General features: G+C 71.7%; 24 protein-coding genes, 3 tRNA genes and 1 pseudogene. 19 read left to right on the forward strand and 9 right to left on the reverse strand.

Annotated elements, in window-relative coordinates; all coding sequences use genetic code 11:
* Positions 1-64: 64 nt before the first annotated feature.
* Positions 65-1585 (forward strand): APC family permease, encoded by a 1521-nt coding sequence (locus tag GTY58_RS12000; protein ID WP_010983732.1) that lies wholly within the window; start codon positions 65-67, stop codon positions 1583-1585.
* Entirely contained in the window at positions 1569-2852 is a 1284-nt protein-coding gene (gene serS / locus GTY58_RS12005) for a serine--tRNA ligase (RefSeq protein WP_010983733.1), read from the forward strand. Before GTY58_RS12000 ends, serS begins: the two co-directional genes overlap by 17 nt.
* 79 nt (positions 2853-2931) lie before the next feature.
* On the opposite strand, the gene fabI is transcribed toward serS, so the two are convergent.
* The 6 genes from fabI to GTY58_RS12035 form a co-directional block, all read right to left on the reverse strand.
* Entirely contained in the window at positions 2932-3714 is a 783-nt protein-coding gene (gene fabI / locus GTY58_RS12010) for an enoyl-ACP reductase FabI (protein WP_010983734.1), read from the reverse strand.
* Positions 3711-4037 carry a ferredoxin gene (fdxA, locus tag GTY58_RS12015; RefSeq protein WP_010983735.1) on the reverse strand — a complete coding sequence of 109 codons (327 nt, stop codon included), beginning with the start codon at positions 4035-4037 and terminating at the stop codon, positions 3711-3713. The genes fabI and fdxA overlap by 4 nt, the downstream gene beginning before the upstream one ends.
* A 2-nt stretch (positions 4038-4039) precedes the next feature.
* Positions 4040-5449, reverse strand: a complete 1410-nt coding sequence (locus GTY58_RS12020) for an MFS transporter (protein ID WP_010983736.1) — start codon at positions 5447-5449, stop codon at positions 4040-4042.
* 232 nt (positions 5450-5681) lie between these two features.
* Positions 5682-6779, reverse strand: coding sequence for an acyl-CoA desaturase (locus GTY58_RS12025; protein WP_010983737.1), 1098 nt, complete (start codon positions 6777-6779; stop codon positions 5682-5684).
* Positions 6780-7064: 285 nt separating this feature from the next.
* Positions 7065-7265 (reverse strand): hypothetical protein, encoded by a 201-nt coding sequence (locus GTY58_RS12030; protein WP_010983738.1) that lies wholly within the window; start codon positions 7263-7265, stop codon positions 7065-7067.
* Between the two features lie 93 nt (positions 7266-7358).
* Positions 7359-8354 carry a DUF2156 domain-containing protein gene (locus GTY58_RS12035; protein WP_010983739.1) on the reverse strand — a complete coding sequence of 332 codons (996 nt, stop codon included), beginning with the start codon at positions 8352-8354 and terminating at the stop codon, positions 7359-7361.
* Between the two features lie 176 nt (positions 8355-8530).
* Here GTY58_RS12035 and GTY58_RS12040 point away from each other — a divergent pair.
* The 9 genes and pseudogenes from GTY58_RS12040 to GTY58_RS12080 all read left to right on the forward strand — a co-directional run bounded on the left by GTY58_RS12040 (position 8531) and on the right by GTY58_RS12080 (position 13420).
* Positions 8531-8625, forward strand: a tRNA-OTHER gene (locus GTY58_RS12040).
* A gap of 37 nt (positions 8626-8662) precedes the next feature.
* Positions 8663-8757: transfer RNA gene (locus tag GTY58_RS12045), tRNA-OTHER, on the forward strand.
* A 37-nt stretch (positions 8758-8794) separates the two neighbouring features.
* A tRNA-OTHER gene (locus GTY58_RS12050) sits at positions 8795-8889 on the forward strand.
* Positions 8890-8923: 34 nt separating this feature from the next.
* A pseudogene (locus GTY58_RS12055) lies at positions 8924-9021 on the forward strand.
* Between the two features lie 563 nt (positions 9022-9584).
* Entirely contained in the window at positions 9585-10382 is a 798-nt protein-coding gene (locus GTY58_RS12060; RefSeq protein ID WP_010983740.1) for an AfsR/SARP family transcriptional regulator, read from the forward strand.
* A 267-nt stretch (positions 10383-10649) separates the two neighbouring features.
* Positions 10650-11081, forward strand: coding sequence for a hypothetical protein (locus GTY58_RS12065; RefSeq protein ID WP_010983741.1), 432 nt, complete (start codon positions 10650-10652; stop codon positions 11079-11081).
* 76 nt (positions 11082-11157) lie between these two features.
* Complete coding sequence (locus GTY58_RS12070) at positions 11158-12702, forward strand: acyl-CoA carboxylase subunit beta (RefSeq protein ID WP_010983742.1); 1545 nt, start codon at positions 11158-11160, stop codon at positions 12700-12702.
* A 15-nt stretch (positions 12703-12717) separates the two neighbouring features.
* A complete protein-coding gene (locus tag GTY58_RS12075; protein ID WP_010983743.1) occupies positions 12718-12903 on the forward strand; it encodes an acyl-CoA carboxylase subunit epsilon in 186 nt (61 codons plus the stop codon).
* Between the two features lie 76 nt (positions 12904-12979).
* A complete protein-coding gene (locus tag GTY58_RS12080) occupies positions 12980-13420 on the forward strand; it encodes a hypothetical protein (protein ID WP_174514676.1) in 441 nt (146 codons plus the stop codon).
* Between the two features lie 44 nt (positions 13421-13464).
* Here GTY58_RS12080 and GTY58_RS12085 read toward each other — a convergent pair whose 3' ends face one another.
* Together GTY58_RS12085 and GTY58_RS12090 are read right to left on the reverse strand one after the other, a co-directional pair.
* Positions 13465-13863, reverse strand: coding sequence for a RidA family protein (locus tag GTY58_RS12085; protein WP_010983744.1), 399 nt, complete (start codon positions 13861-13863; stop codon positions 13465-13467).
* Positions 13860-14987 (reverse strand): acyl-CoA dehydrogenase family protein, encoded by a 1128-nt coding sequence (locus GTY58_RS12090; protein ID WP_010983745.1) that lies wholly within the window; start codon positions 14985-14987, stop codon positions 13860-13862. The genes GTY58_RS12085 and GTY58_RS12090 overlap by 4 nt, the downstream gene beginning before the upstream one ends.
* Between GTY58_RS12090 and GTY58_RS12095 the strand changes: the two genes are divergently transcribed.
* From GTY58_RS12095 to GTY58_RS12130, 8 genes are all read left to right on the forward strand, one after another.
* Positions 14978-16882: an AMP-binding protein gene (locus GTY58_RS12095; protein WP_237528773.1), complete on the forward strand. Its 1905-nt coding sequence runs from the start codon at positions 14978-14980 to the stop codon at positions 16880-16882. The two genes, GTY58_RS12090 and GTY58_RS12095, sit on opposite strands and share 10 nt — an antisense overlap.
* Before the next feature lie 15 nt (positions 16883-16897).
* Complete coding sequence (locus GTY58_RS12100; protein ID WP_010983747.1) at positions 16898-17740, forward strand: PaaX family transcriptional regulator C-terminal domain-containing protein; 843 nt, start codon at positions 16898-16900, stop codon at positions 17738-17740.
* A gap of 83 nt (positions 17741-17823) precedes the next feature.
* Positions 17824-18723 carry a sulfotransferase gene (locus GTY58_RS12105; protein WP_010983748.1) on the forward strand — a complete coding sequence of 300 codons (900 nt, stop codon included), beginning with the start codon at positions 17824-17826 and terminating at the stop codon, positions 18721-18723.
* Positions 18705-19130 (forward strand): hypothetical protein, encoded by a 426-nt coding sequence (locus tag GTY58_RS12110; RefSeq protein ID WP_107083173.1) that lies wholly within the window; start codon positions 18705-18707, stop codon positions 19128-19130. Before GTY58_RS12105 ends, GTY58_RS12110 begins: the two co-directional genes overlap by 19 nt.
* Positions 19127-20374 carry a glycosyltransferase family 4 protein gene (locus GTY58_RS12115; protein ID WP_037653025.1) on the forward strand — a complete coding sequence of 416 codons (1248 nt, stop codon included), beginning with the start codon at positions 19127-19129 and terminating at the stop codon, positions 20372-20374. Before GTY58_RS12110 ends, GTY58_RS12115 begins: the two co-directional genes overlap by 4 nt.
* Entirely contained in the window at positions 20371-20922 is a 552-nt protein-coding gene (gene cysC, locus GTY58_RS12120; protein ID WP_010983751.1) for an adenylyl-sulfate kinase, read from the forward strand. Before GTY58_RS12115 ends, cysC begins: the two co-directional genes overlap by 4 nt.
* Positions 20919-21854, forward strand: coding sequence for a sulfate adenylyltransferase subunit CysD (gene cysD, locus GTY58_RS12125; RefSeq protein ID WP_010983571.1), 936 nt, complete (start codon positions 20919-20921; stop codon positions 21852-21854). The genes cysC and cysD overlap by 4 nt, the downstream gene beginning before the upstream one ends.
* 2 nt (positions 21855-21856) lie before the next feature.
* A complete protein-coding gene (locus tag GTY58_RS12130) occupies positions 21857-23077 on the forward strand; it encodes a GTP-binding protein (RefSeq protein WP_010983752.1) in 1221 nt (406 codons plus the stop codon).
* A gap of 23 nt (positions 23078-23100) precedes the next feature.
* On the opposite strand, the gene GTY58_RS12135 is transcribed toward GTY58_RS12130, so the two are convergent.
* The gene (locus tag GTY58_RS12135; RefSeq protein ID WP_010983753.1) at positions 23101-25368 is read right to left on the reverse strand and encodes a bifunctional salicylyl-CoA 5-hydroxylase/oxidoreductase; all 2268 of its coding nucleotides are present in this window, start codon (positions 25366-25368) and stop codon (positions 23101-23103) included.
* Between the last annotated feature and the right edge of the window lie 2 nt (positions 25369-25370).

The following is a 25370-nucleotide window of genomic DNA, read 5'->3' on the forward strand; positions in this document are numbered from 1 at the left end:
CGGCTGTTCGCGGCACCCGCGGCACCCACTTTCTCGCACCCCCTCCCCTCCCGCTGGAGTCCCCATGTCCAAGATCGGTTCACCGCCGACGGATCGCCGGACGGTCGCCGTGACCGCCCCGCCCGGACGGCTCGACACCCGGCACATCCTCTTCCTCATCGTCGCGGCGGCCGCCCCGCTGTCCGCGATGGTCGGCACCGTGCCGCTCGCGTTCGCCTTCGGCAACGGCGCGGGCGTCCCGGCCGCCTTCCTCTTCGCCGGGGTCACCCTGCTGTGCTTCTCGGTGGGGTACGCCGTCAGCGTCCGCCGCACCGGCGGCAGTGGCGGCTTCTACGCCTCCGTCGCCGACGGCCTCGGCCGGCCGCCCGCCGTCGCCGCGGGCTTCGTCGCCCTGCTCGCGTACAACTGCGCCACCATCGGGCTGGCCGGTGCGCTCGGCTACTTCACCCAACTCGTCCTGGCCGCGCACGGGTTCACCGTCTCCTGGCAGTGGTGCGCCGCCGTCGGCCTGCTCGCGGTCGCCGTGCTCGGCTACCGCGAGATCGCCCTCAGCGCCCGTGTGCTCGCCCTGCTGATGCTGGGCGAGATCGGCGTGCTGGCCGCCCTGGACGTGGCGATCCTGGTGCGGCACGGCCTGTCCGCGCTGCCCACGGCCTCGTTCTCCCCGCACACGGCGACCGGCCCGGGCCTGGGCGTGGCGCTGATGTTCGCGTTCGTCTCCTTCATCGGCTTCGAGTCGGCGGCCCTGTACGGCAAGGAGGCCAGGGACCCGCAGCGCAGCGTCCCGCGCGCCACGTACGCCGCGGTCGTCCTGATCGCCGGCTTCTACGCCCTCACCAGCTGGCTCGCGGTGGGCGCCGTCGGCACCGGCAAGGTGCGCGAGGTCGCCACCCGGCAGATGGGCGACCTGTTCTTCGTCCTCGGCGACGACTTCCTCGGCAAGGCCGGCAGCACGGGCCTGCAGATCCTGCTGTGCACCAGCCTGTTCGCCGCCACGCTGGCCCTGCACAGCGCCGCCAACCGGTATGCGCAGGTGCTCGCGGAGGACGGTCTGCTGCCCGCCTCGCTGGGCGCCGAGCACCCGAGGCACCGCTCCCCGCACCGGGCGAGCGTCGCACAGAGCGTCCTGACGGCCCTGGTCGTCGGCGGTTTCGCGGTCGCCGGCCTGGACCCGTACGCCGATCTGACCACCAGCATGCTGGGTCTTGGCACCCTGGGCATCGTCGTCCTCCAGGCGTTGGCCGCCCTGTCCGTCCTCGGCCTGCGGCTGCGGCGGCCGGGCGGCAGGGCGCACTGGTGGCGGGAGCTGGTCGCACCGCTGCTCGGCTTCGCGGGACTCGCCGTCTCCGTGTGGCTGGTGGTCGGCAACTTCGACATGCTCACCGGCTCCCCCGACCCGCTGATCGCCCGCCTCCCGTGGCTGCTCGTCGCGGTGGCCGCCCTCGGCCTCGGGTACGCGGCCTGGCTGCGCGCCGCCCGCCCGGGCCGCTACCGCCTGCTGGGCACCCGCCACCTCACCACGTCCGACGAGCCCCCGGCCACCGCCGTCCCCACCTCAGGAGTCCGTCATGCACGATCCCAGTGAGCTGCTCGAAGACGGGCCGGCCGCCGTACGGCGGCTGGCCCGTCGCCGCTACGACCTCGACCTGGCCGCGCTGGAGAAGGCGGTGCGCCGCCGGTCCGAGGCGCAGGCCGAGGTGACCCGGCTGCGCACCGAGCTGAACCGCACCTCGCGGGCGCGCGGACGCTCGGGGCCGCCCTCGGAGGAGGAGAAGGAGGCCGCCCGCGCGCTGCGCGCGGATGTGCAGCAGGCGGAGGCCACGGCCCGCACCGCGGGACACGACCTCACCGAGCTGCTGCTCGGCATCCCCAACGTCCCCCTGGACTCGGTGCCGGACGGCGACACCGACCAGGAGGCGGTGGAGGTCCGCCGCTGGGGCCGGCCGCCGCACGACGCCGGCACCGACGCCCGGCACCACTCCGACATCGGCGAGTCACTCGGCATCCTGGACGGCCCGGCGGCCGCCAAGCTCTCCGGGTCCCGCTTCAGCGTCGGCCGCGGCGCCGGCGCCCGGCTGGAGCGGGCGCTGGCCGATTTCTTCCTCGACCTGCACACCGGCGAGCACGGCTACACGGAGTACTCCGTCCCGTTCCTCGTCAACCGCGACACCATGACCGGCACCGGTCAGCTCCCCAAGTTCGAGGACGATCTGTTCCGCACCCAGGTCGGCGACCGGGAACTGTTCCTGATCCCCACCGCCGAGGTGCCGCTCACCAACCTGGTGGCCCAGCAGCTCCTGGACGCCCGCGCCCTGCCGTACGCCTTCACCGCGCGTACCCCCTGCTTCCGCGCCGAGGCGGGGGCGTACGGGCGCGACACCCGGGGGATCCTGCGCCTGCACCAGTTCGAGAAGGTGGAGCTGGTCCGCGTCTGCGCCCCCGAGGACGCACCGGCGCAGCTGGAGCTCATGGTGGGGCACGCCGAGGAGTGCCTGCGCCGCCTCGAACTCTCCTACCGCGTGGTCCAGTTGCCCGCGGGCGACCTCGGCTTCTCGGCCCGGATGACGTACGACATCGAGGTGTGGCTGCCGGGCAGCGACGCCTACCGCGAGATCTCCTCGGTCTCCGACTGCGGCACCTTCCAGGCCCGCCGCGCCGACATCCGTCACAAGCGGGCCGACGGCCGCAAGGCCCCGGCCGCCACCCTCAACGGCTCGGCGCTGCCCATCGGCCGCACCGTCGCCGCCCTGCTGGAACAGGGGGTGCGGGAGGACGGCTCGGTGCTGCTGCCCGAGGCCCTCGTCCCGTACACCGGTTTCCGCCGGATCCTGCCGGGCGGGGCAACCGCGTAGTACTCGCGCGGCGACCGCACGACAAAGGGCGGGAGTCCGGGGCCGGTCCCCGGACTCCCGCCCTCGGGCGTGTCCGCCCTCACGCCCCCATCATGTGCACTCCGCCGTCCACGTGGACGATCTCGCCGGTGGTGCGCGGGAAGAAGTCGGACAGCAGTGCGACCACTCCGCGTGCGGCGGGGTCCGGGTCGACGAGGTCCCAGCCGATCGGGGCCCGGTGCTGCCAGACCTCCGCGAGTTCCCCGAAGCCGGGAATCGACTTGGCGGCCATGGAGCGCAGCGGACCGGCCGCGACCAGGTTGCAGCGGATGCCGCGGCCGCCCAGGTCGCGGGCGAGATAGCGGCTGGTCGACTCGAGGGCGGCCTTGGCGACGCCCATCCAGTCGTAGTGCGGCCAGGCGACCGTCGCGTCGAAGGTGAGCCCGACCACCGAACCGCCGCGCCGCTCCAGCAGGGGCAGGCACGCGGTGGTCAGGGACTTCAGGGAGTACGCCGACACCTGCACGGCCGTCGAGACGTCCGCCCAGTCGCCGTCGAGGAAGGAGAAGGCGCCCTGCGGCCCGTACGCGATGGAGTGCACCACCCCGTCGAGACCGTAGTGTTCGTCGGCGCCGTCGACGGACTCGCGGATCCGGTCCGCGAGCGTGTCCAGGTGCGCCTGGTCGGTGACGTCCAGCTCGATCACCGGGACCGGCTTGGGCAGCCGGGCGGCGATCCGCTCGATCAGGGAGAGCCGGCCGAAGCCGGTCAGTACGACCTCGGCGCCCTCCTCCTGCGCGAGCCGGGCGACGTGGAAGGCGATGGACGCCTCCGTGACGACGCCCGTCACCAGGATGCGCTTACCGGCGAGAACTCCGCTCATGACTGCACCACTTTCTGCGGCAGGGACCGGACCAGCGGGGAATCGGTGTCGAGGGCACCGAGGGGGGTGCCGCCGCCGGGCGAGCCGAGGGCGTCGAAGAAGTCGGCGTTGGAGCCGCGGTGGTCGCCCCACTCGGCGGGGACGTCGTCCTCGAAGTAGATGGCCTCCACCGGGCACACCGGTTCACAGGCCCCGCAGTCGACGCATTCGTCGGGCTGGATGTAGAGGGCACGCCGGCCCTCGTAGATGCAGTCCACCGGGCATTCGCCGACGCAGGACCGGTCCTTCACATCGACACAAGGCAGAGCGATGACATAGGTCATCGTCAACTCCTCTTCAGGGTAGGAATGTTCACCGGAACCGGCGCCCGGTCCACCGACGCTCCGGTGGTGCGCTCGCCCAGCGTGAGGACGGTGACGGCCAGTGCGGCCATCGCGGCGGCGATGACCGCGAACAGCGCGCCGGGCCCGTACGAGTCGAGGACGGGCAGCAGCACGAACGGCAGTGCGGCGGCACTGAGTTTGGACAGCGAGTAGGCCGCGCCGGACGCGGTGGCGCGGATCGCCGTCGGGTACTGCTCCGAGAGGTACACGTGCGACACGCTGGAGAAGACGTTGCTGCACAGCGTGTAGCCGAAGCCGAACGCGACGATGAGGGCGGGCGAGTCGGTGAAGGCGAAACCCATGCCGGCCGCGACCATCGCGGCGGCGGACGCCGCGACCAGCGTCTTGCGTTCGACGCGGTCGATGACGGGCAGCGACAGCGCCGAGCCGACGGGGTAGCCGAGGAAGCACAGGGCCGTGAAGCCCAGGCCGGCCACGATGTCGAACCCCTTGGCGGCGAGGATCTGCGGCGCCAGGGTGCCGAAGCCGTAGTAGCCGACCACGGAGAGCGCGCAGAAGATCCACAGCATCACGGTGCGGCGCCGCAGCCCGGGCGCGAAGACGTCCCGCAGCCGGACCCGCGCGGCGCCGGGTGCCTCGTACGGGGCCGGGAGGTCCTCGGCCGTCCGGCCGGCCGGCGCCTGCGCCTCCATCCGGGACACCAGCCGGTCGGCCTCCGCGGTGCGGCCGGTCGCCGCCAGCCAGCGCGGGGACTCGATCAGCTGCCGGCGCAGCACCCACACGACGGCCGAGCCGAGGGCGCCGATGACGAACAGCCAGCGCCAGCCGTCCACGCCCAGCGGGGTCAGCGGAACCAGCCACAGGGCCGCGAAGCCGACCGCGGGCACCCCGCAGAAGGCGAGCGTGTAGGCCCAGGCGATGAACCGGCCCCGCTTGGCGGCGGGCAGGACGTCGGCCAGATAGCAGTCGGACAGGGCCTGTTCGGCGCCGATTCCGATGCCGGCCAGGAAGCGGGTCGCGATCAGCCAGCCGGCGTTGGGCGAGAAGGCGCCGAGCAGGGAGAAGCCCGAGTAGATCGCGAGGTTGATCAGGAAGGCCCGGCGCCGGCCGAATCGGTCGGCGACCCGGCCGAGCACCAGCGAGCCGATGAACTGGCCGACGAACACGGAGGCCAGGACCAGTTTGAGCGAGGTGGCACCGAAGGCGAAGTCGCCCTGGAGCACCTTGGCGATGGTGCCCGACAGACTGTTCTCGAAGGTGTCGAAGAGCAGGCCTATGCCGATGACCGCGGTCAGTCTGCGGTGCATGGGCGTGATCGGCATGCGGTCCAGACGGACCCCGATCGAGACGGGAGCGGAGACTCCGCTCACCGCCGTGGTGGTCTGGGACATGGGCGTGGCTCCTTGGGGAGGGGACCGCCCGGGGCTCCGGCGGACCCGGACCCGGACGTGCGGCCCGGGGGCCGGGGCTGTGGTGACGGTGGTGCGGTGGTGCGGTGGTGCGGTGGTGCGGTAGTGCGGTGGCCGGGAAAAAGAGAAGGCCGAGAAAGCGGAGAAAGCAGAGAAAGCCGTGGCAGGCGAGGTAGCCGAGAAAGGCGGAGGAAGGGGACGTGCCGGCCGCCGGTCAGGCGGCCTGGCCCGCCTGCCGCCGGATCTGCTCCTCGACGTCGCCGCGCCGCACGGGCGCGCTGACCTCGTGCAGGAAGGAGGCGACCTCGCGGTACGAGGCCCAGAACCCGACCTCGTGATACGGCACACCGCGCTCGGCGCAGTAGGCGCGGGTGAGTTCACGGGCGCGCGCCAGGTTCTTCTGGGGCATGGCCGGGAACAGGTGGTGCTCGACCTGGTAGTTGAGGCCGCCGTAGAGGAAGTCGATGAACAGGGAGGGGCGGATGTTGCGGGAGGTGAGGACCTGGCGCTCCAGCCAGTCCAGGGTCTCCTCGTCGCCGTCGCGGACCTCCATGCCCTTGTGGTTCGGGGCGAAGATCATGCCGAAGTAGACGCCCAGGGCGGCCTGTTGGACCAGGACGAAGGCGACCGCGAGGACGGGCGAGAGGACGGTGAACACGAGCGTCAGATAGACCGCCGCCCGCGCGAGGAGCAGGAACGACTCCAGGACGGGGCGCTTGGTCTTGCCCTGGGCGATGGACAGGACGGCCGTCTTCAGCATCTTGAAGGACTCCGTGACCAGCAGCGCGAAGAACAGCACGCTCTGGTAGCGCACGATGAACTTCTGTGTGCCGCGCCGGGTCGGGTACTGCTTGATGTCGAAGATGGCGGTGCGCCGGCCGATGTCCGGGTCCATGTCCAGGTGGTTGGGGTTGCTGTGGTGCCGGTTGTGGTGGTTGACCCACCAGCCGAAGCTGACCCCGTTGACGAGGTTGGCGTGGAAGTATCCGACGGCGGAGGCGGCCTTCTTGCTGCGGAACATGGCCTTGTGGCCGGCGTCGTGCCACATGAAGGCGGACTGACCGCCGCACAGGCCCATCCACAGGGCCACCACGAGCTGCCACCACGAGTCGCCCAGCGCGAAGAACGCGGCGAACCCGACCAGCAGCAGCGTGGTGTTCAGCGCCAGCCGGCCTATGTAGTAGCGGGGATCGAGGTCGAGAAGGCCTTCCGCCTTGACCCGTTTGAGCAGTTCGGCGAACGTGGCCGAAGCGCCGGTGCGCTGCTGGGGAGCGGCGGTGGCCTCGGCTTCTTGGACGTGCGGACGCTGCATGCGTTGCTCTCCTTGGAGAAGTGCCCGAAGCGGGCGGCGGCGCCGCTGCCCCGCGGACCTGCGGGCGCCGCGAGTCGACAGTGCTTCCGCGGGCGGTGACGGAACGCGGGCGGCGCCCGCCCGGCGGGCCCGGGCCGCTGGAGCACAGCGCGGTGCTCCACCGAACCGGGCCACCGGGCGAACGTGTGTCCAGCGTTCCGTGCCGCGCTGATGTGGCACTGATACTGGGCTGATCGGCCCTGGCCGCGGGGGGCTTGCCGCCCTGAGGGCCGGGCCTGACGCCGCTCAGGCCGCGGCGGTCTGAGCCTCGCGCAGCCGGATGTCGAGCGCCTGGACGATGTCGTCCGCGGCACGGGCCACGTCCTCGTCGTCGGGGGCTCCGATGATGGCCATGAGCTGCCCGACCAGGGCGTGCTGGAGGGATTCGGTGGTCGTGGTCCCGTCGGTCGGGGTCCCGGTGGCCGGGGTCTCTTCGCTGTCACTCACTGTTTCGACTCCTCGTCGTGATCGCTGTGGTGATCTCGGTGGTGGGATCGGTGGTGGTCGTGGTGGTGGGATCGGTGGTGATCTGCCGGCAGGTCAGAAGGCCTTGCAGGCACGGAAGACGTGCGCGAAGCCGGCGAGCGAGGCGCTCGGTCCGTCGAAGGCGACGTACTCCGGGATGAGCGCGTCCGGGGCCCACTTCTGCTTGTACGAAAGCTGGGTCTGTGCCGGGTAGAGAGCGGCGCCCTCGGCCCACAGGGCGTGCATCAGCCACTGGAACGCCGGGCTGTGACCGTCGAGTTCATGGCTCGCGTCGAGGCCGGTGAAGGGCGTGAACCCGAAGTGCAGCCACTCGACGCCCTCGGCGCGGAACACCTCGATGGCGTGCGCGTTGATCGCCTCCATCAGGCCCGGGGAGCCCTCGGGTATGCGCCGGCTCAGGTCGTGCATCCAGCCGGCCCGCTCGCCGTAGACGGGCGAGTACGAGATGTACGCGACCGGGGCGCCCTCGATGGTCCCGGCGAACAGCCGTCGCTGCGCCTGCGGTTCGCCGCCGATCTGGCCCACCAGGAACTCCAGCTGCTGTGCGCCGCCCTTGGAGCCGAGCCAGGCCTCGTCGATCGTCGCTATCGCGTCCTGCCAGTCCTCGGCGGTGACCTCCTTGATCTGCAGGCCGTTGCGGTGTGCGCGGGAGATCTTGTTGCGCAGTTGCATGAAGCGGGTGCCGCGCAGCGAGAACTCGGGCAGTTGTACGGCCCAGGAGGCACCGACCTGGTTGACGGTGAAGCCGCGCCCGGCGTAGCGCTCGGCGTCGGGGCGCTGGAGCTGGACGGCGACGAGGTGCAGCCCTTCGTCCTTCACGTACTGGCGGAAGGCGTCGAGGAGGGTGTCGTAGGCGTCGGGGGCGGCGAAGGGGCCGCCGAACTGGACCGCGTAGCGGCCGGTGCGGCGGTAGACGACGACGCCGTCCGCGCCCGGGACGGTGAACGTGCTGTTGCCGCTGTTGAGCGCCAGGAATGAGCTGGGATTCTCGCTCTGGGTGTGTGTTCGGATCGCCCCGAGAATCGGGTTGTCCGTGGTGGTTGCGGGCATGCCCGTACCCCTTTCGGAAGCTGTTTCTTTTGATGCGAGTAGAGCACCGACGCCGCACCGAGGGGAAGACCGGAAAGGAATTCAACGACCACGTCAGAGACGTGTCAGCGTTTTATCAGAACCCTCTGCCAATGTTGTTCTCGTGAACGGCACGGGAAACCGAAAGCCGGGAACAAGGAGAGGTGCCCGGAGCGGCTAAACGGGGACCGAAGGCCACGCCTCAAGGTCGGGCTTCAACCAGCCCACGCAGGTTCGAATCCTGCCCTCTCCGCGACCACGGCCAGCACCACCGGCCGCGATCACCACCAGGAGAGGTGCCCGGAGCGGCTAAACGGGGACCGAAGGCCACGCCTCAAGGTCGGGCTTCAACCAGCCCACGCAGGTTCGAATCCTGCCCTCTCCGCGACCACGGCCAGCACCACCGGCCGCGATCACCACCAGGAGAGGTGCCCGGAGCGGCTAAACGGGGACCGAAGGCCACGCCTCAAGGTCGGGCTTCAACCAGCCCACGCAGGTTCGAATCCTGCCCTCTCCGCTGAGACGGCCGTCAGTGCAAACCGTCGCCATATGGAGAGGTGCCCGGAGTGGCTGATCGGGGACCGAAGAGCACGTCTCGAGGTCGGGCTTCAACCAGCCCACGCAGGTTCGAATCCTGCCCTCTCCGCCATATTGAGTCCGGTCAACGCAGAGCACCGGAATTCGCTTTTCCTGGAATTCCGAACCGTTCGCCGCATACGGACTCGGAGCCACGGCATCCGGCCACCCCGCGCGTCCCGCCCCAAGCACCGCGCATTCCGCCGATGCCGTAGGAACCGCCGGGCACCCCCCCGTCCCGGCGGAGCAACCACCCCGGCGGGCCGCCACCGAGCGCGGCCCGCCGGGGTGTGGGCGTGTCGGCGTGCCGGCGCGCCACCCAAACGGTCATTCCCGCCATCTCGACACATCCACCCCATTCCGCTTACGCGCGCTCACAGCACAACCGCCCAGGTCAGCTCACCTCCCGCCCCACTCGCAACTGATTCAACAGAAAAATACCTTCTCAAAGGAATTATTCTGTGCGAGGATGTATGCGGGAGGAAGCTCCAGGGCGGCCCCACCACCCAGCAGCCCCGGAGATCGCCACGCGCCGGCCTCCGCGCGGTCCCAGGCCGTGGTGCCGACGACCATGACGACCACCCCCCACCTGTGTTCAGCCGTCTTTGCCGAACCGAATGCCAAGGGGGAAACGGCATGCTGAGCTTCTCGATTCTCGGCGCACTCCAGATCCGTACCGCATTAGGACCCGCGGAGATCTCCGGCGATCTCCAGCGGACCCTGATCCAGACCCTTCTCGTGAACGAGGGCCAGTCCATCTCCGGCGAGAGCCTCGTCGAGGAGATGTGGGGCGAGGCCGTGCCGGACAACCAGGCCAACGCCCTACAGGCCCACATCAGCCGCCTGCGCCGCAAACTGAGGAGCCTGGAGCCCGACCGGACGACGTCCCGGGTGACCATCCACCCCTCCGGCTACCGGCTCACGATCAACGAAAGCGAGCTGGACGCGGCCGAGTTCACCAAGACCGTACGTCTGGCGGAGGTCGCCACGGCCGACGACCCGGCGGCGACCGCCCGGCTGCTCGGCGGCGCCCTCGCCATGTGGCGCGGCCCGGTCTTCGGCGACTTCCCCGGCGGCACCCTGTGCCAACTGGCCTGCGCCCGCTACGAGGAGTACCGCATGCGGGCCATGGAGCTCCGCTTCGACGCCGAGCTGCGCCTGGGCCACCACGCGGCCATGCTCGCCGAGCTCCACGACGCCCACACCAACCACCCACTGCGGGAACGCTTCTGCGAGCAGCTGATGATCGCCCTCTACCGCTCGGGCCGCCAGGCCGACGCGCTCAACGTCTACCGCCGGATGTGGCAGCACCTCTCGGACGAACTCGGCATCGAGCCCTCGCCCGCGCTGCGCCGGGTGGAGAACGCGATCCTCTCCCACGACCCGGCCCTCGCGGGCGACACCCCGGCACCGATCATCCTCCAGCCGGCCTGAGCCCGCCGCGCCCACCGGCGCCCGCCGCACCCGCCGCCCGTGCGGCCTGACCCCGCCCAGGCCGCACGGACCGACGCCGGCCCGCCCCGGTCGCACAGGCCTACGCCAGCCCCGGCCCGGTCCGGCCCGGCCGGTATCGCGCGCCCGGGTCGGGGCGGCCCGTCCCGCCCGTGTAAGCCCGCCGTCAGCGCCCGGTCAGTCCCGCTTGCGACGATCCCCACGGAAGACGAACCGCACAGAAGCAGCCCCCTACACTCGGAGACCCCCATGACCACGAGTCAGACCTCGGCCCGGCCCGCGACGACGGCCGGACGTGCGGCGGCGGCCCGCCCCCTGCGCACGTTCCTCGCGCTCGACGCCGCCGTGACCGCGGTGAACGGCCTGATCTATCTGCTCGCCGCCGGTCCCGTCGGAGACCTGCTCGACCTCGACACCGGTCTGCTGCGCGGCATCGGCGCCTTCCTCACCGTATACGGCGTCCTCGTGGCCGTCCTGGCGTCCCGCCAGGTGCCGTCGGCGGTCGCCACCAAGGCAGTGATCGAGGCCAACCTGCTGTGGGCGGTCGCGAGCGTCGCCACCGCCGTCTTCGGCTGGTTCGACCCGAACACCGTCGGCACGGTGTGGATCCCGCTCCAGGCCGCTGTCGTCGCGGGCTTCGCCGTCCTCCAGATCAACGGCCTGCGCCGGCTCGCCGGCTGACACCCCATCACAACGGCCGGACCGCCCCGCCGTCGGGCGAGCAGGCGATCGGGGCCGCCAACCGGTAAGGGGAGACATGAGGTTCCAAGTCGCGGAGCTGGCCGAGATACGGGAGCAGGTGCACGCAGGCCCCGGCGAGAAGGCCACCGCCGCACAGCACGCCAAGGGCAAGCTCACCGCCCGCGAACGGATCGGCCTGCTCCTCGACGAGGGCTCGTTCCACGAGGTGGAACCCCTGCGCCGGCACCGGGCGACCGGCTTCGGCCTGGAGGCCAAGCGGCCGTACACCGACGGAGTCGTCACAGGGTGGGGCACCGTCCAGGGCCGTACCGTCTTCGTCTACGCGCACGACTTCCGCATCTTCGGCGGCGCTCTCGGCGAGGCCCACGCCGCCAAGATCCACAAGATCATGGACATGGCCATCTCGGCGGGCGCCCCGCTCGTGTCGCTCAACGACGGCGCGGGCGCCCGCATCCAGGAGGGTGTCAGCGCTCTCGCGGGCTATGGCGGCATCTTCCAGCGCAACACCAAGGCGTCGGGCGTCATCCCGCAGATCAGCGTGATGCTGGGCCCGTGCGCGGGCGGCGCGGCGTACTCGCCCGCCCTGACGGACTTCGTGTTCATGGTCCGCGAGACCTCGCAGATGTTCATCACCGGACCGGACGTGGTCAAGGCGGTGACGGGCGAGGAGATCACCCAGAACGGCCTCGGCGGCGCCGATGTGCACGCCGAGACGAGCGGCGTCTGCCACTTCGCCTACGACGACGAGGAGACCTGCCTCGACGAGGTGCGCTACCTGCTCTCCCTGCTGCCGGGCAACAACCGCGAGACCCCGCCGTCGGTGCCGAGCGAGGACCCGCCCGACCGCCGCTGCGAGGCGCTCGTCGACCTGGTCCCGGTGGACGGCAACCGCCCGTACGACATGCGGCAGGTGATCGAGGAGATCGTCGACGACGGCGAGTTCCTGGAGGTCCACGAACGCTGGGCCACCAACATCATCTGCGCGCTGACCCGGCTCGGCGGCCAGGTCGTCGGCATCGTCGCCAACCAGCCCCGGTCCCTCGCCGGCGTCCTGGACATCGAGGCGAGCGAAAAGGCCGCGCGCTTCGTGCAGTTGTGCGACGCGTTCAGCATCCCGCTCGTCACCCTGCTCGATGTGCCCGGCTTCCTGCCGGGCGTCGGCCAGGAGCACGGCGGCATCATCCGGCACGGCGCCAAGCTGCTGTACGCGTACTGCGACGCGACCGTGCCGCGGATCTCGCTGATCCTGCGCAAGGCGTACGGGGGCGCCTACATCGTCATGGACAGCCAGTCCATCGGCGCCGATCTCACCTACGCGTGGCCGACGAACGAGATCGCCGTGATGGGCGCGGAGGGCGCGGCCAACGTGATCTTCCGCCGCCAGATCGCCGAGGCCGACGATCCCGAGGCCAAGCGTGCCGAGCTGGTCAAGGCGTACAAGGCGGAGCTGATGCATCCGTACTACGCGGCCGAGCGCGGCCTGGTCGACGACGTCATCGACCCGGCGGAGACCCGCGAGGTGCTGATCAGCTCTCTGACGATGCTGCGCACCAAGCACGCCGACCGGCCGGCCCGCAAACACGGCAATCCCCCTCAGTGACGGAGGTCCCGCCCCATGACCACCCCCTGCATACGCATCGAGAAGGGTGCGGCGACGGACGAGGAACTCGCCGCCCTCACCGTCCTGTTCCTCACCCGGGCCCCCCGGCCCGAGCCCGACACCGCACCCCCCTCCCCCGGCTCCACCACCGCCTGGCGCCCCGATCCCTTCCACGCCCCGCACAGCTGGCAGGCACCGTGAGCGACCACGCCGACCGGTCCGGCTGCCCCCGGCTCCACGCGCCGGGGGCAGCCGGCTGACTCGGCCGACTTCCTGCGTGTCCTGTCCGTGGGACGCCGTCGGTGCGGGTGTGCGGCCGGTCCACGGATGTCCCACCGGGTTCGCCGAAGGGGACACGGGCGGTTCGTCGACGAATGGGGACGATCCGTCGGCGCACTTCCCCGTCCGGCTGAGGGCCTTGGGCCGGCCGCCGGAGACGGTGGGGCCGTTCCTCGACGCGGTGGGCGACAGCCCGGCCACGGTGCGGTGGGACTTCATGGGCTGGCCCGAGGCCCCCGAAGTGGGCTTGGGCGTCGGGGGAGCCAGAGGCGCGTTCGTGACGCTGGCCGTGCGTGCTCGCGACCTCGACCTGGCGGAACCCGCGTCCGATCACACGGTCTTCGTCCATGTCAAGCAGGTCGAAGCCGAGCGCGCACCATGGCTCGCCGCGCAGGTCGGGTTGCGGGTGATCGGCGAGCTGGTGGAGGCACCGTACTGATCGGACCGGGAACCAAGCACCCCTCCCGACCCGTCGGACACGGCCTAGGCCAGCACCGCGAAGCCGTCGAGTTCGACGAGGGCCTGTTCGTCCCAGAGGCGGGCGACTCCGATGACGGCCATCGCGGGGTAGTCGCGGCCCGCCAACTCGCGCCAGATACCGCCGAGTTCGCGGGCGTGGGCGCGGTAGTCGGCGATGTCGGTGGCGTAGACGGTGACCCGGGCGAGGTCCGCCGGAACGCCGCCCGCGGCCCGCAGAGCGGTCAGCAGGTTCGTCAGCGCCCTCCCGAACTGGTCCGGCAGCGTCTCGCCGACCACCTTTCCGTCCGTGTCGAGCGCCGTCTGGCCCGCCAGGAAGACGACGCGGGTGCCGGTGACGGCGACGGCGTGCGAGAAGCCGGTGGGCGGGGAGAGCTCGGGCGGGTTGATGCGCTCGGTCCTCACGGGGCCTCCACGGTGGCGTACAACTCCTTGGCGATGACGGCCCGTTGGACCTCGCTCGCCCCTTCGTAGATGCGGGGCGCGCGGACCTCTCGGTAGAGGTGTTCGAGCAGGTGGCCGCGGCGCAGGGCACGGGCGCCGTGCAGCTGGACGGCCGCGTCGACGACGTACTGCGCGGTCTCGGTGGCGAGCAGCTTCGCCATCGCCGCGCGCCGCGGCACGTCCGGCGCCGCCTCGTCGTACGCCGCCGCGGCCGCGTAGACCATGAGGCGGGCCGCCTCCGTGCGCAGGGCCATCTCGGCGACCTGGTGCGCCACGGTCTGGAGGTCCCGCAGCTTGCCCCCGAACGCGTCGCGCCCGGAGGTGTGCGCGAGCGTCGCGTCGAGGGCCGCCTGCGCCATCCCGACCGCGAAGGCGCCCACACTCGGCCGGAAGAGGTTGAGGGTGTGCATCGCGACCCGGAATCCGTGGTCGGGCTCCCCGAGCACGTCGTCCGCCGTCACCGGTACGGCGTCGAAGGCGAGCGCGCCGATGGGATGCGGCGAGAGCATGTCGAGCGGGGTGCCGGTGAGACCGGGCCGGTCGGCGGGGACCAGGAAGGCGGTCACGCCACGGGCGCCGGCGCCGGGGGTGGTGCGCGCGAAGACGGTGTAGAAGTCGGCCTCGGGCGCGTTGGAGATCCAGCACTTCTCACCGGTGAGGCGCCAGCCGTCCGGGCCGTCGGGCTCGGCCTTCAGCGACAGCGCCGCCGCGTCCGAGCCGGCGCCCGGCTCGCTGAGCGCGAAGGCGGCGACCGCGCTGCCGTCGCTCACCCGGGGCAGCCAGCACTCCCGCTGGGCCCGGGTGCCGTACCCGTGCACCGGATACGCGCCCAGCCCCTGTAGTGCGAGCGCCGTCTCGGCCTCGGTGCACGTGTACGCCAGGGACTCCCGCAGCAGGCAGAGGTCGAGCGCCCCGGCGGTGAACAGCCGTTCCAGCAGGCCGAGTCGGCCCAGTTCGGCGACCAGGGGGCGGTTGACGTGGCCCGGCTCGCCCTTCTCCGCGAGCGGCCGCAGACGGTCCGCCGCCAGCGTGCGCAGCTCCGCCCGCCGGGCGGTCTGTGCCGGATCGAGCGAGAATGCGGTCATTGCCGGTCCCCTCTCCAGTGACCCTCCGACGGTATCGCGGACCGTTGACTGTCGTCACCAACACGATACGCTCGATGCGCGAGCCCACCACGACAAGGGGGCGAACCGCCATGGACCCGAGGAACGGCACGGATCCCAGGAACGGCACGGATCCCAGGAACGGCACGGACTCCGGGAACGGCACGGCCCCCCGGGACGCCGTCGACGACCGGCGGCCCACGGCCTCCGCCCACGTCGACACCTTCGCCCGCGACCACCTCCCGCCCCCCGAACAGTGGCCCGAACTCCACTTCGACCTGCCGGAGCTGCGCTACCCCGAACGGCTGAACTGCGCCGCCGAACTGCTCGGCCGCACCGACGCCGGGCGCCCGGCGTTCCGTACCGCGGACGGCGACGTCTGGACGTACGGACAGCTGCGCGCCCGCGTGGACCGGATCGCCCATGTGCTCACCTCCCGGCTCGGTGTCGTCCCCGGCAATCGCGTCCTGCTGCGCGGGCCCACCACCCCCTGGCTGGCCGCCTGCTGGCTGGCCGTGCTGAAGGCGGGCGCGGTCGCCGTCACGGTGCTCGCCCAGCAGCGTCCGCACGAGCTGGCGACCATGTGCGGGATCGCGCGGGTGACCCACGCCCTGTGCGACGTACGGGCCGTCGACGACCTGGCGAAGGCGGAGGTCCCCGGGCTGCGCCTCACCACGTACGGCGGCGACGCCCCCGACGACCTGCTGCGCCTGCCCGCACCGGACGAGGCGTACCCGGCCGTGGACACCGCGGCCGACGATGTCGCGCTGATCGCGTTCACCTCCGGCACCACCGGCCGCCCCAAAGGCTGTATGCACTTCCACCGGGATGTGCTGGCGACCGCCGACACCTTCTCGAAGCATGTGCTGCGGCCACAGGAGGACGATGTCTTCGCGGGCAGTCCTCCGCTCGGCTTCACCTTCGGGCTCGGCGGCCTCGTCGTCTTCCCGCTGCGGGCCGGGGCCTCGGCCCTGCTGCTCGAACAGGCCGGTCCCCGGCAGCTGTTGCCCGCGATCGCCGAGCACCGGGTCTCCGTGCTGTTCACCGCGCCGACCGCGTACCACGCGATGCTCGACGAGCTGCCGGCCCACGACACCGGATCGCTGCGGCGCTGTGTCTCGGCCGGTGAGAATCTGCCCGCCGCCACCTGGCGGGCCTGGCACGAGCGCACCGGCCTGCGGATCATCAACGGCATCGGCGCCACCGAGCTGCTGCACATCTTCATCTCCGCGGCCGACGAGCGGATCCGGCCCGGCATGACGGGCGTTCCCGTACCGGGGTGGCACGCGCGCGTGCAGGACGAGAACGGCACGCCCGTACCCGACGGCGAGCCGGGACTGCTCGCGGTGCGCGGTCCCGTGGGCTGCCGCTATCTCGCCGACCCGCGGCAGCGGGAGTATGTGCGGGGCGGCTGGAACGTCACCGGTGACACCTATGTCCGCGACCCCGACGGCTACTTCCGCTATGTCACCCGCGCCGACGACATGATCATCTCGGCCGGCTACAACATCGCCGGGCCGGAGGTCGAGGACGCCCTGCTGCGGCACCCGGACGTGACCGAGACGGCGGTCGTGGGACGGCCGGACGAGGCGCGCGGGCAGGTCGTGGTGGCGTACGCGGTGCTGCGGGCGGGCGCGCGCCGGGACGCGGAGGCGCTCGGCGCGTTCCTCAGATCCGAACTGGCGCCGTACAAGTGTCCGCGCGAGTTCGTCTTCCTGGACGCGCTGCCGCGCACGGCGACGGGCAAGCTCCAGCGGTTCCGCCTGCGCGACAACCGCCGTACGGACGTCGACTCCGTACCCCCGGAAGCCTCCGTCCCCGCGGAAACCTCCGTACCCGCGGAAGCCCCCGTGCCCGCGGAAGGTGATCATGAGTGACGTGGACGATCTAGAGTGATCAACGTGTCCGATCAGCACGCTCCCCGGTCCCTCATCGTCACGTTCTACGGCGCGTACGGCCGCTTCTTCCCCGGCCCGGTGCCGGTGGCGGAGCTGATCCGGCTGCTCGCCGCCGTCGGCGTCGACGCGCCCTCCGTCAGATCGTCGGTGTCCCGGCTGAAGCGGCGCGGCCTGCTGGTGCCGGCCCGCACGGCGGCCGGCGCGGCCGGGTACGCGCTGTCGCCGGACGCCCGCCAACTGCTCGACGACGGCGACCTGCGCGTGTACGCGACCACTCCCCCACGGGACGAGGGCTGGGTGCTCGCGGTGTTCTCCGTGCCGGAGTCGGAACGGCAGAAGCGGCATGTACTGCGCTCGCGCCTGGCCGGGCTCGGCTTCGGGACGGCGGCCCCCGGGGTGTGGATCGCCCCGGCGCGGCTGTACGAGGAGACCCGGCACACCCTGGGGCGGCTGCGCCTCGACCCGTACGTCGACTTCTTCCGCGGCGAGCACCTGGGCTTCGCCGCGACCTTCGAGGCCGTCGCGCGCTGGTGGGACCTGGCCGCGATCGCCAAGCAGCACGAGGAGTTCCTCGACCGCCACGCGCGCGTGCTGCACGACTGGGAGGCACGCGAGGACACCGAGCCCGAGGAGGCGTACCGCGACTATCTGCTCGCCCTGGACTCCTGGCGCCACCTCCCGTACGCCGATCCCGGCCTGCCCGCCGCACTGCTTCCCGAGGACTGGCCGGGCGCCCGCTCGGCCGCCGTCTTCCGGGCACTGCACGAGCGGCTGCGCGATGCGGGAGCGGCCTTCGCGGCTGGGACGGAGACACTCGACCCCGCCGGTGAAACGTGATGTGCACCACATAGGGCGGCGCTAAGGGAACCCTCAGGTTCCTCCGCCCCTCTTCTCAGATTCCCTACCTACGGTCGGGACGCATGAGTCTGATGCGCAATCTGAACCGGGCGCTCACCGCCACTACCGGCCTCCAGGTGCGTAGGGCCGCCGCCGACGCCCCGCCGCAGCCGAAGAAGACGGCCACGGCGGCGAAACCGGCCGGGCGGCCCACGCCGGTGTACCGATGTCCCGCCGACAAGGACCTCTCGACGGACCGACTGCTGCGGCGGCCGGTCTTCATCATGTCGCCCGTGCGCTCCGGCTCGACATTGCTGCGGATGCTCCTGAACGCCCACTCCCGGCTGCACTCCCCGCACGAGCTGCACATCCGCCGCCTGGAGGTCGACTACGGCAGCAAGCTGTCGCAGCGCGCCATGAGCGCCCTGGACCTGGAGCGCGGCGACCTGGAGCATCTGCTGTGGGACCGGGTCCTGCACCGGGAACTGGTCAGGTCCGGCAAGGACTTCATCGTCGAGAAGACGCCCAGCAACGCGTTCGTGTACCGGCGCATCAGGGACTGCTGGCCCGACGCGCGCTTCGTGTTCCTGCTGCGCCACCCCGTCTCCATCGCCCAGTCCTGGCACGAGGGCGACCCCGACAAGCGCACCTACGACGAGGCCGCGGCCGACGCGCTGCGCTACATGAAGGCCGTGGACAACGCGCGCAAGGGCATCACCGGCGGTCACACGGTGCGCTACGAGGACATCACCGCCGGCCCCGAGCGGGAGCTGCGCCGGCTGTGCGTCTTCCTCGGCATCGACTTCGAGCCCACCATGCTGGAGTACGGCCGGAAGGACGACTCGCAGGTCGTCAAGGGACTCGGCGACTGGCGCGACAAGATCCGCAGCGGCAGCGTACAGGCCGGGCGCTCGCTGCCCGCCGAGGACGAGATACCCGAGCTCCTGCGGCCCATGTGCAAGGCGTGGGGCTACAGCTCGTGAAGCCGCACGCCGAAATAGCGGAGGTCTGGCCGCGCGACGGATACATCCGGCTGGTCGGCCGCATCCACGGCCGCCCGGCCGACGGCTCCTGGCGGCTTCTGGTCACCCGCCGGGCCCGCGCCGAACAGCGGCTGGACTACCGGGCCCGCGTCGAGGGCGACCGGTTCGAGAGCGAGCTGCCCATCGCCGACCTCGCCGTCCCCGACGGTGCCGGAGTCGAGGAGTGGGACATCCATCTCACCGACGGCGCGGCCGAGTTGCGGGCCGGCCGGCGGCTGGACGACATCTGCGGCAAGAAGAAGATCATGGTGTTCCCCCGGCAGCTCACCCAGGACCTGAGCGTGCGGCCGTACTACACGGTCAAGGACAACCTGTCACTGGAGTGCCGTACGGGAGCCGCCTCGTGACGGACCGTCCGCCGCTCCCTCGGGTCCGCTATCTGCTGCTGCACGCCTATGGCCGCGGCGGCACCATCCGCACGGTGATGAACCAGGCCAACTCCCTGGTCGCCGCGGGCTGGGACGTCGAGCTGGTGAGCGCGGTGCGCCGCCGGGACGACATCCAGTTCCCGCTCGACGCGCGCGTGAAGGTCTCCACCGTCGTCGACCTGCGCGAGGACGCCCACGTCCCGCCGGCCGGTCCGGTGGCCCGCTGGCGCGACCGGCGCCGCGGCCGGCTGCTGGACCGGCCCGCACGGCACATCCCCGCGGGCGAGTTCGGCTACCGCTACTTCAACCGGTACGTCGAGGAACGCCTCATCGCCTACCTGCGGACGCTGACCGACGGCGTCCTCGTCACCACCCGGCCCGCGCTCAACTTCCTGGCCGCCGAGCACGCCAGCCGCGGCGTGATCCGCGTCGCGCAGGAGCACATGAACCACGGCACCCACAAGCGGGACGTGCAGCAGCGCATCCGGGAGACCTACCCGCGCTTCGACACGGTCGCCGTGCTGACCGAACGCGACCGCGAGGAGTACGAGGCACTGCTGCCCGGCACCCGCGTCGTCCGCATCCCCAACGCCGTGCACTCGCTCGACCAGGTGCCCGCCCGCCCCCGGTCGAAGATCGCGGTGGCGGCCGGGCGGCTCTTCCCGCAGAAGGGCTTCGACCTGCTGATCCCCGCGTGGGCGAAGCTCGTCGAGGCGTACCCCGACTGGCAGCTGAGGATCTACGGCAGCGGCGAGAAGAAGGCCGAGCTGCGTGCCCTCATCGAGGAGCACCACCTCTACAACCACGTGTTCCTGATGGGCCACACCGACCGGCTGGACGACGAACTCGCCAAGGCCTCCTTCTACGTGCTCAGTTCACGCTTCGAGGGCCTGCCGATGGTGATGATCGAGGCGATGAGCCACTCCCTGCCGGTGGTCGGCTTCGACTGCCCGACCGGCCCGTCGGACGTGCTCACCCACGGAGTCGACGGTCTGCTCGTGCCGCCGGAGGACCCCGACGCGCTCGCCGACGCCATGGCGAAGCTGATGAAGGACGAGGGGCTGCGCGCCGAGATGGGCGTGGCGGCGGTCCTGACGGCCGCCTCCTACGGCCCGGACGCCGTCCACCCGCGCTGGGAAGCGCTCTTCACCGAACTCGCCACACGCCCCGGCCGCCACGGACAACGGCGCCCGGGCGGCGCCGCGAAAGGACCGCACGCATGACCACCACGTCCAGGGCGCAGGGAGCCACGGTCTGGCTCGCCGGGCTGCCGAGCGCGGGCAAGACCACCATCGGCCGCATACTCGCCGGGCGGCTGAGGTCGCAGGGGCACCGCGTGGAGGTGCTCGACGGCGACGAGATCCGCCGTTTCCTCTCCGCGGGGCTCGGCTTCTCGCGCGCGGACCGCCACACCAATGCGCAGCGCATCGGCCTGGTCGCCGAGGTGCTGGCGCGCAACGGCGTCCTCGCCGTCGTCCCGGTCATCGCGCCGTACGCCGACAGCCGCGAGGCGGTCCGCAAACGGCACGAGGCGAGTGGGACGCCGTACCTCGAGGTGCATGTCGCCACCCCGGTCGAGGTGTGCAGCGAACGGGACGTGAAAGGGCTGTACGCCAGGCAGGCCGCGGGCCGGCTGAAGGGTCTGACCGGTGTCGACGACCCGTACGAGCCGCCCGTGGACCCGGCGCTCACCCTGGAGACGCAGGGGCAGACGCCCGAGGAGTCGGCGGGGGCCGTGTACGCGGTCCTGGCGGCGAGGGGTCTCGTATGACGACCGCGGCCACCGCTTCCCAGGAGACCGACAGCCCGTACGCGCTCTCGCATCTGGACGCGCTGGAGTCGGAGGCCGTCCACATCTTCCGCGAGGTGGCGGGCGAGTTCGAACGGCCGGTGATCCTGTTCTCCGGCGGCAAGGACTCCATCGTCATGCTGCACCTGGCACTGAAGGCCTTCGCACCCGCGGCGATCCCCTTCACCCTGCTGCACGTGGACACCGGACACAACTTCCCCGAGGTCCTCGCATACCGCGACCGTGTGGTCGCCGCACACGGACTGCGCCTGCATGTGGCCTCCGTACAGGACTACATCGACCGCGGTGTACTGCGCGAACGCCCCGACGGCACCCGCAACCCCCTGCAGACCGTGCCCCTGACCGAAGCCATCCAGCAGCACCGCTTCGACGCCGTCTTCGGCGGCGGCCGACGCGACGAGGAAAAGGCCCGCGCCAAAGAACGCGTCTTCTCCCTGCGCGACGAGTTCTCCCAGTGGGACCCCCGCCGCCAGCGCCCCGAACTGTGGAACCTCTACAACGGCCGCCACGCCCCCGGCGAACACGTCCGCGTCTTCCCGCTCTCCAACTGGACCGAGCTGGACGTATGGCAGTACATCGCCCGCGAACACATCGAACTCCCCGAGATCTACTTCGCCCACGAACGCGAGGTCTTCCAGCGGTCCCACATGTGGCTGACCGCCGGTGACTGGGGCGGCCCCAAGGACGGCGAGACTGTCGAGAAGCGCCGGGTCCGCTACCGCACCGTCGGCGACATGTCCTGCACCGGCGCCGTCGACTCCGACGCCACCACGCTGGACGCCGTGATCACCGAGATCGCCGCCTCCCGGCTCACCGAACGCGGCGCCACCCGCGCCGACGACAAGATGTCCGAGGCCGCGATGGAAGACCGCAAGCGCGAGGGGTACTTCTAGCCATGACCAGCACCACCACCGCCACCACCGACACCCTGCGCTTCGCGACCGCCGGTTCCGTCGACGACGGCAAGTCCACGCTGGTCGGGCGTCTGCTGCACGACTCCAAGTCGGTCCTCGCGGACCAGCTGGAGGCCGTGGAGCAGGTGTCGCGCAGCCGCGGCCAGGACGCTCCCGACCTGGCCCTCCTCACCGACGGCCTGCGCGCCGAACGCGAGCAGGGCATCACCATCGACGTGGCGTACCGCTACTTCGCGACCGCGCGCCGCCGGTTCATCCTCGCCGACACCCCCGGCCATGTTCAGTACACCCGCAACATGGTCACCGGCGCCTCCACCGCCGACCTGGCCGTCATCCTGGTGGACGCCCGCAACGGCGTCATCGAGCAGACCCGCCGGCACGCCGCCGTCGCCGCGCTGCTGCGCGTCCCGCACATCGTGCTCGCGGTGAACAAGATGGATCTCGTCGGGTACGAGGAGAAGGAGTTCGACCGGATCGTCGAGGACTTCGCGGGCCACGCGGCGGAGCTGGACCTGCCCGGCTTCACTCCCGTCCCGGTGTCCGCGCTGTGCGGCGACAACGTGGTCGAGCGCTCGGCGCACATGGACTGGTACGCGGGCCCGGCGCTCCTCGACCTCCTGGAGACGGTCCCGGTCGGCGCCGAGTCGGCCGGCGCCCCGGCCCGCTTCCCGGTGCAGTACGTGATCCGGCACGACGGGGTCCGCCACTACGCGGGCCAGTTGGTGTCGGGCTCACTGCGGGTCGGCGACCGGGTGACCGTCCACCCGTCCGGCGAGACCTCCGAGATCACCGGCATCGACGTGCTCGGCACAACGGCGCGGGCGGCGTACGCGCCGCAGTCGCTGACCCTGCGCCTGGCCGGACAGCGGGACATAGCGCGGGGCGACATGATCACCGCCGGCCCCGACGCTCCCGAGCTCACGCGGGACGTCCGGGCGGCCGTCTGCCATCTGGCCGACCGCCCGCTGCGCATCGGCGACCGGGTGCTGGTCAAGCACACGACGCGGACGGTGAAGGCACTGGTCAAGGACCTGGCCGGCGCGACCGAGCTGACCGCGAACGACCTCGGCAGGATCGCCCTCCGCACGGCCGAGCCCCTGGCCCTGGACGACTACGCCCGGGTGCGCCGCACGGGCGCCTTCCTGCTGGTCGACCCGGCGGACGGCGCGACCCTGACCGCCGGGATGGCAGACCTGTCGTAGGAGCCCGAGCCCGTTCGACGCCCTCAGGTCCCCAGTGTCAGCCGGGGCTTGGGGGCGTCCGTGCGGCCGGACTGCGGGCGCCGGCTGCCTGCCCGGTAGGGCGCGGGCCAGACGACACCCGGCCCCGTGTAGCCCTGCTCGGCCGCCGCGTGCAGGGTCCAGTGCGGGTCGTAGAGGTGCGGCCGGGCGAGCGCGCACAGATCCGTACGCCCGGCGAGGATCAGCGAGTTGACGTCGTCCCAGGAGGAGATCGCGCCGACGGCGATGACCGGGACGCCGGCCTCGCCGCGGATCCGGTCCGCGTACGGCGTCTGGTACGAGCGCCCGTACGCGGGCTGTTCGTCGGCGACCACCTGCCCGGTCGACACGTCGATCGCGTCGGCGCCGTGCGCGGCGAAGGCGCGGGCGATCTCGACGGCGTCCTCGGCCGTGGTGCCGCCCTCGGCCCAGTCGGTCGCCGATATGCGGACCGTCATGGGCCGCTCCTCCGGCCAGACGGAGCGTACGGCGTCGAAGACCTCGAGCGGGAAGCGGAGTCTGCGCGCGAGGCTTCCGCCGTACGCGTCGGTGCGGTGGTTGGTCAGCGGGGAGAGGAAGCCGGAGAGCAGGTAACCGTGGGCGCAATGGAGTTCGAGGAGGTCGAAGCCGCTGCGGGCGGCCCGCCAGGCGGCGTCCGTGAACTGCTCCCGGATGTCGGTGAGCTGAGCACGGGACAACGCGCGGGGCGTCTGGCTCCCCGGCTTGTACGGCAGCGGAGAGGCGGCCACCAGCGGCCAGTTGCCCTCCTCCAGCGGCTCGTCGATGCCCTCCCACATCAGCTTGGTGCTTCCCTTGCGTCCGGAGTGGCCGAGCTGCACGCCGATCCCGACGCCCGGCGCCCGGGTGTGCACGAAGTCGGTGATCCGCCGCCATGCCTCGGCCTGCCGTCCGGTGTAGATCCCGGCGCAGCCCGGTGTGATCCGGCCCTCGCGGCTGACACACACCATCTCGGTCATCACCAGGCCGGCCCCGCCGAGGGCCCGCGCGCCCAGGTGGACCAGGTGGAAGTCGCCGGGGACACCGTCCACCGCCGCGTACATGTCCATCGGTGACACCACGACCCGGTTGCGCAGGGTCAGTCCGCGCAGCCGGAACGGGGTGAACATCGGCGGGGTGCCGGACGGGCAGCCGAACTCGCGCTCCACGGCCTCGGTGAAGTGGGCGTCGCGCAGCCGCAGGTTGTCGTGGGTGACACGGCGGCTGCGGGTGAGCAGGTTGAAGGCGAACTGCCGGGAGGGCCGGCCGAGGTACAGCCCGATGTTCTCGAACCACTCCAGGCTGGCCCGGGCCGCGCGCTGGGTGGAGGCGACGACGGGCCGCCGCTCCTGCTCGTACGCGGCCAGGGCCTCGGGCAGCCCCGGCTGTTCCTCCAGGCAGGCCGCCAGCGCCAGCGCGTCCTCGACGGCGAGCTTCGTGCCGGAGCCGATGGAGAAGTGGGCGGTGTGCGCGGCATCGCCGAGGAGGACCAGATTGCCGTGCGACCAGCGTTCGTTGACGACCGTGCGGAAGTGGGTCCAGGCCGACTTGTTGGACCGGAGGGATCGTCCGCCCAGCGCGTCCGCGAAGATCTTGGCGCACCGCTCGACGGACTCCCGCTCGTCCAGCTCGGCGAACCCGGCCGCCTGCCACACCTCTTCGCGCATCTCGACGATGACGGTGGAGGCGTCGGCCGCATAGGGATAGCCGTGCAGCTGGAGCACGCCGTGCTCGGTCTCGGCGATCTCGAAGCGGAACGCGTCGAAGGCGAAGTCGGCGGCGAGCCAGATGTAGCGGCAGCGGTGCGTCTCGACGGAGGGCCGGAAGGCCTCCGCATACGCCTCGCGGGTGCTGCTGTGCACCCCGTCCGCGGCGATGACGAGGTCGTACGTCTCCGTGAGCCACGCGGGGTACGGCGCCTCGGTACCGAAGCGCAGCTCCACACCGAGCGAGCGGCACCGCTCGTGCAGGATCCCGAGGAGCCGCTGCCTGCCGAGCGCGGCGAAGCCGTGGCCGCCGGAGGTGTGGCGTACGCCGCGGTGCACGATGTCGATGTCGTCCCAGCGCACGAACTCGTCCCTGAGGGCCGCGTACACCACCGGGTCCGCGTGTTCGATGCCGCCGAGGGTCTCGTCGGAGAGGACGACACCGAAGCCGAAGGTGTCGTCGGGCGCGTTGCGCTCCCAGACGGTGACCTCGCGGGACGGGTCGAGACGCTTCAGCAGCGCTGCCGCGTACAGGCCCCCGGGGCCGCCTCCGACGACCGCGACCCGCATGG

The organism is Streptomyces sp. SID5469, from assembly GCF_009862865.1.
GTDB lineage: Bacteria > Actinomycetota > Actinomycetes > Streptomycetales > Streptomycetaceae > Streptomyces > Streptomyces avermitilis.

Coding starts and splice junctions, on each gene's coding strand:
- GTY58_RS12070 (WP_010983742.1), top strand. CDS start 11,158: ATGAGGTTCCAAGTCGCGGAGCTGGCCGAGATACGGGAGCAGGTGCAC.
- GTY58_RS12035 (WP_010983739.1), bottom strand. CDS start 8,354: ATGCCCGCAACCACCACGGACAACCCGATTCTCGGGGCGATCCGAACA.
- GTY58_RS12105 (WP_010983748.1), top strand. CDS start 17,824: ATGAGTCTGATGCGCAATCTGAACCGGGCGCTCACCGCCACTACCGGC.
- GTY58_RS12095 (WP_237528773.1), top strand. CDS start 14,978: ATGCGGTCATTGCCGGTCCCCTCTCCAGTGACCCTCCGACGGTATCGC.
- GTY58_RS12090 (WP_010983745.1), bottom strand. CDS start 14,987: ATGACCGCATTCTCGCTCGATCCGGCACAGACCGCCCGGCGGGCGGAG.
- GTY58_RS12065 (WP_010983741.1), top strand. CDS start 10,650: ATGACCACGAGTCAGACCTCGGCCCGGCCCGCGACGACGGCCGGACGT.
- cysC (WP_010983751.1), top strand. CDS start 20,371: ATGACCACCACGTCCAGGGCGCAGGGAGCCACGGTCTGGCTCGCCGGG.
- GTY58_RS12075 (WP_010983743.1), top strand. CDS start 12,718: ATGACCACCCCCTGCATACGCATCGAGAAGGGTGCGGCGACGGACGAG.
- cysD (WP_010983571.1), top strand. CDS start 20,919: ATGACGACCGCGGCCACCGCTTCCCAGGAGACCGACAGCCCGTACGCG.
- serS (WP_010983733.1), top strand. CDS start 1,569: ATGCACGATCCCAGTGAGCTGCTCGAAGACGGGCCGGCCGCCGTACGG.
- fabI (WP_010983734.1), bottom strand. CDS start 3,714: ATGAGCGGAGTTCTCGCCGGTAAGCGCATCCTGGTGACGGGCGTCGTC.
- GTY58_RS12060 (WP_010983740.1), top strand. CDS start 9,585: ATGCTGAGCTTCTCGATTCTCGGCGCACTCCAGATCCGTACCGCATTA.
- GTY58_RS12020 (WP_010983736.1), bottom strand. CDS start 5,449: ATGTCCCAGACCACCACGGCGGTGAGCGGAGTCTCCGCTCCCGTCTCG.
- GTY58_RS12000 (WP_010983732.1), top strand. CDS start 65: ATGTCCAAGATCGGTTCACCGCCGACGGATCGCCGGACGGTCGCCGTG.
- GTY58_RS12025 (WP_010983737.1), bottom strand. CDS start 6,779: ATGCAGCGTCCGCACGTCCAAGAAGCCGAGGCCACCGCCGCTCCCCAG.
- GTY58_RS12130 (WP_010983752.1), top strand. CDS start 21,857: ATGACCAGCACCACCACCGCCACCACCGACACCCTGCGCTTCGCGACC.
- GTY58_RS12135 (WP_010983753.1), bottom strand. CDS start 25,368: ATGCGGGTCGCGGTCGTCGGAGGCGGCCCCGGGGGCCTGTACGCGGCA.
- fdxA (WP_010983735.1), bottom strand. CDS start 4,037: ATGACCTATGTCATCGCTCTGCCTTGTGTCGATGTGAAGGACCGGTCC.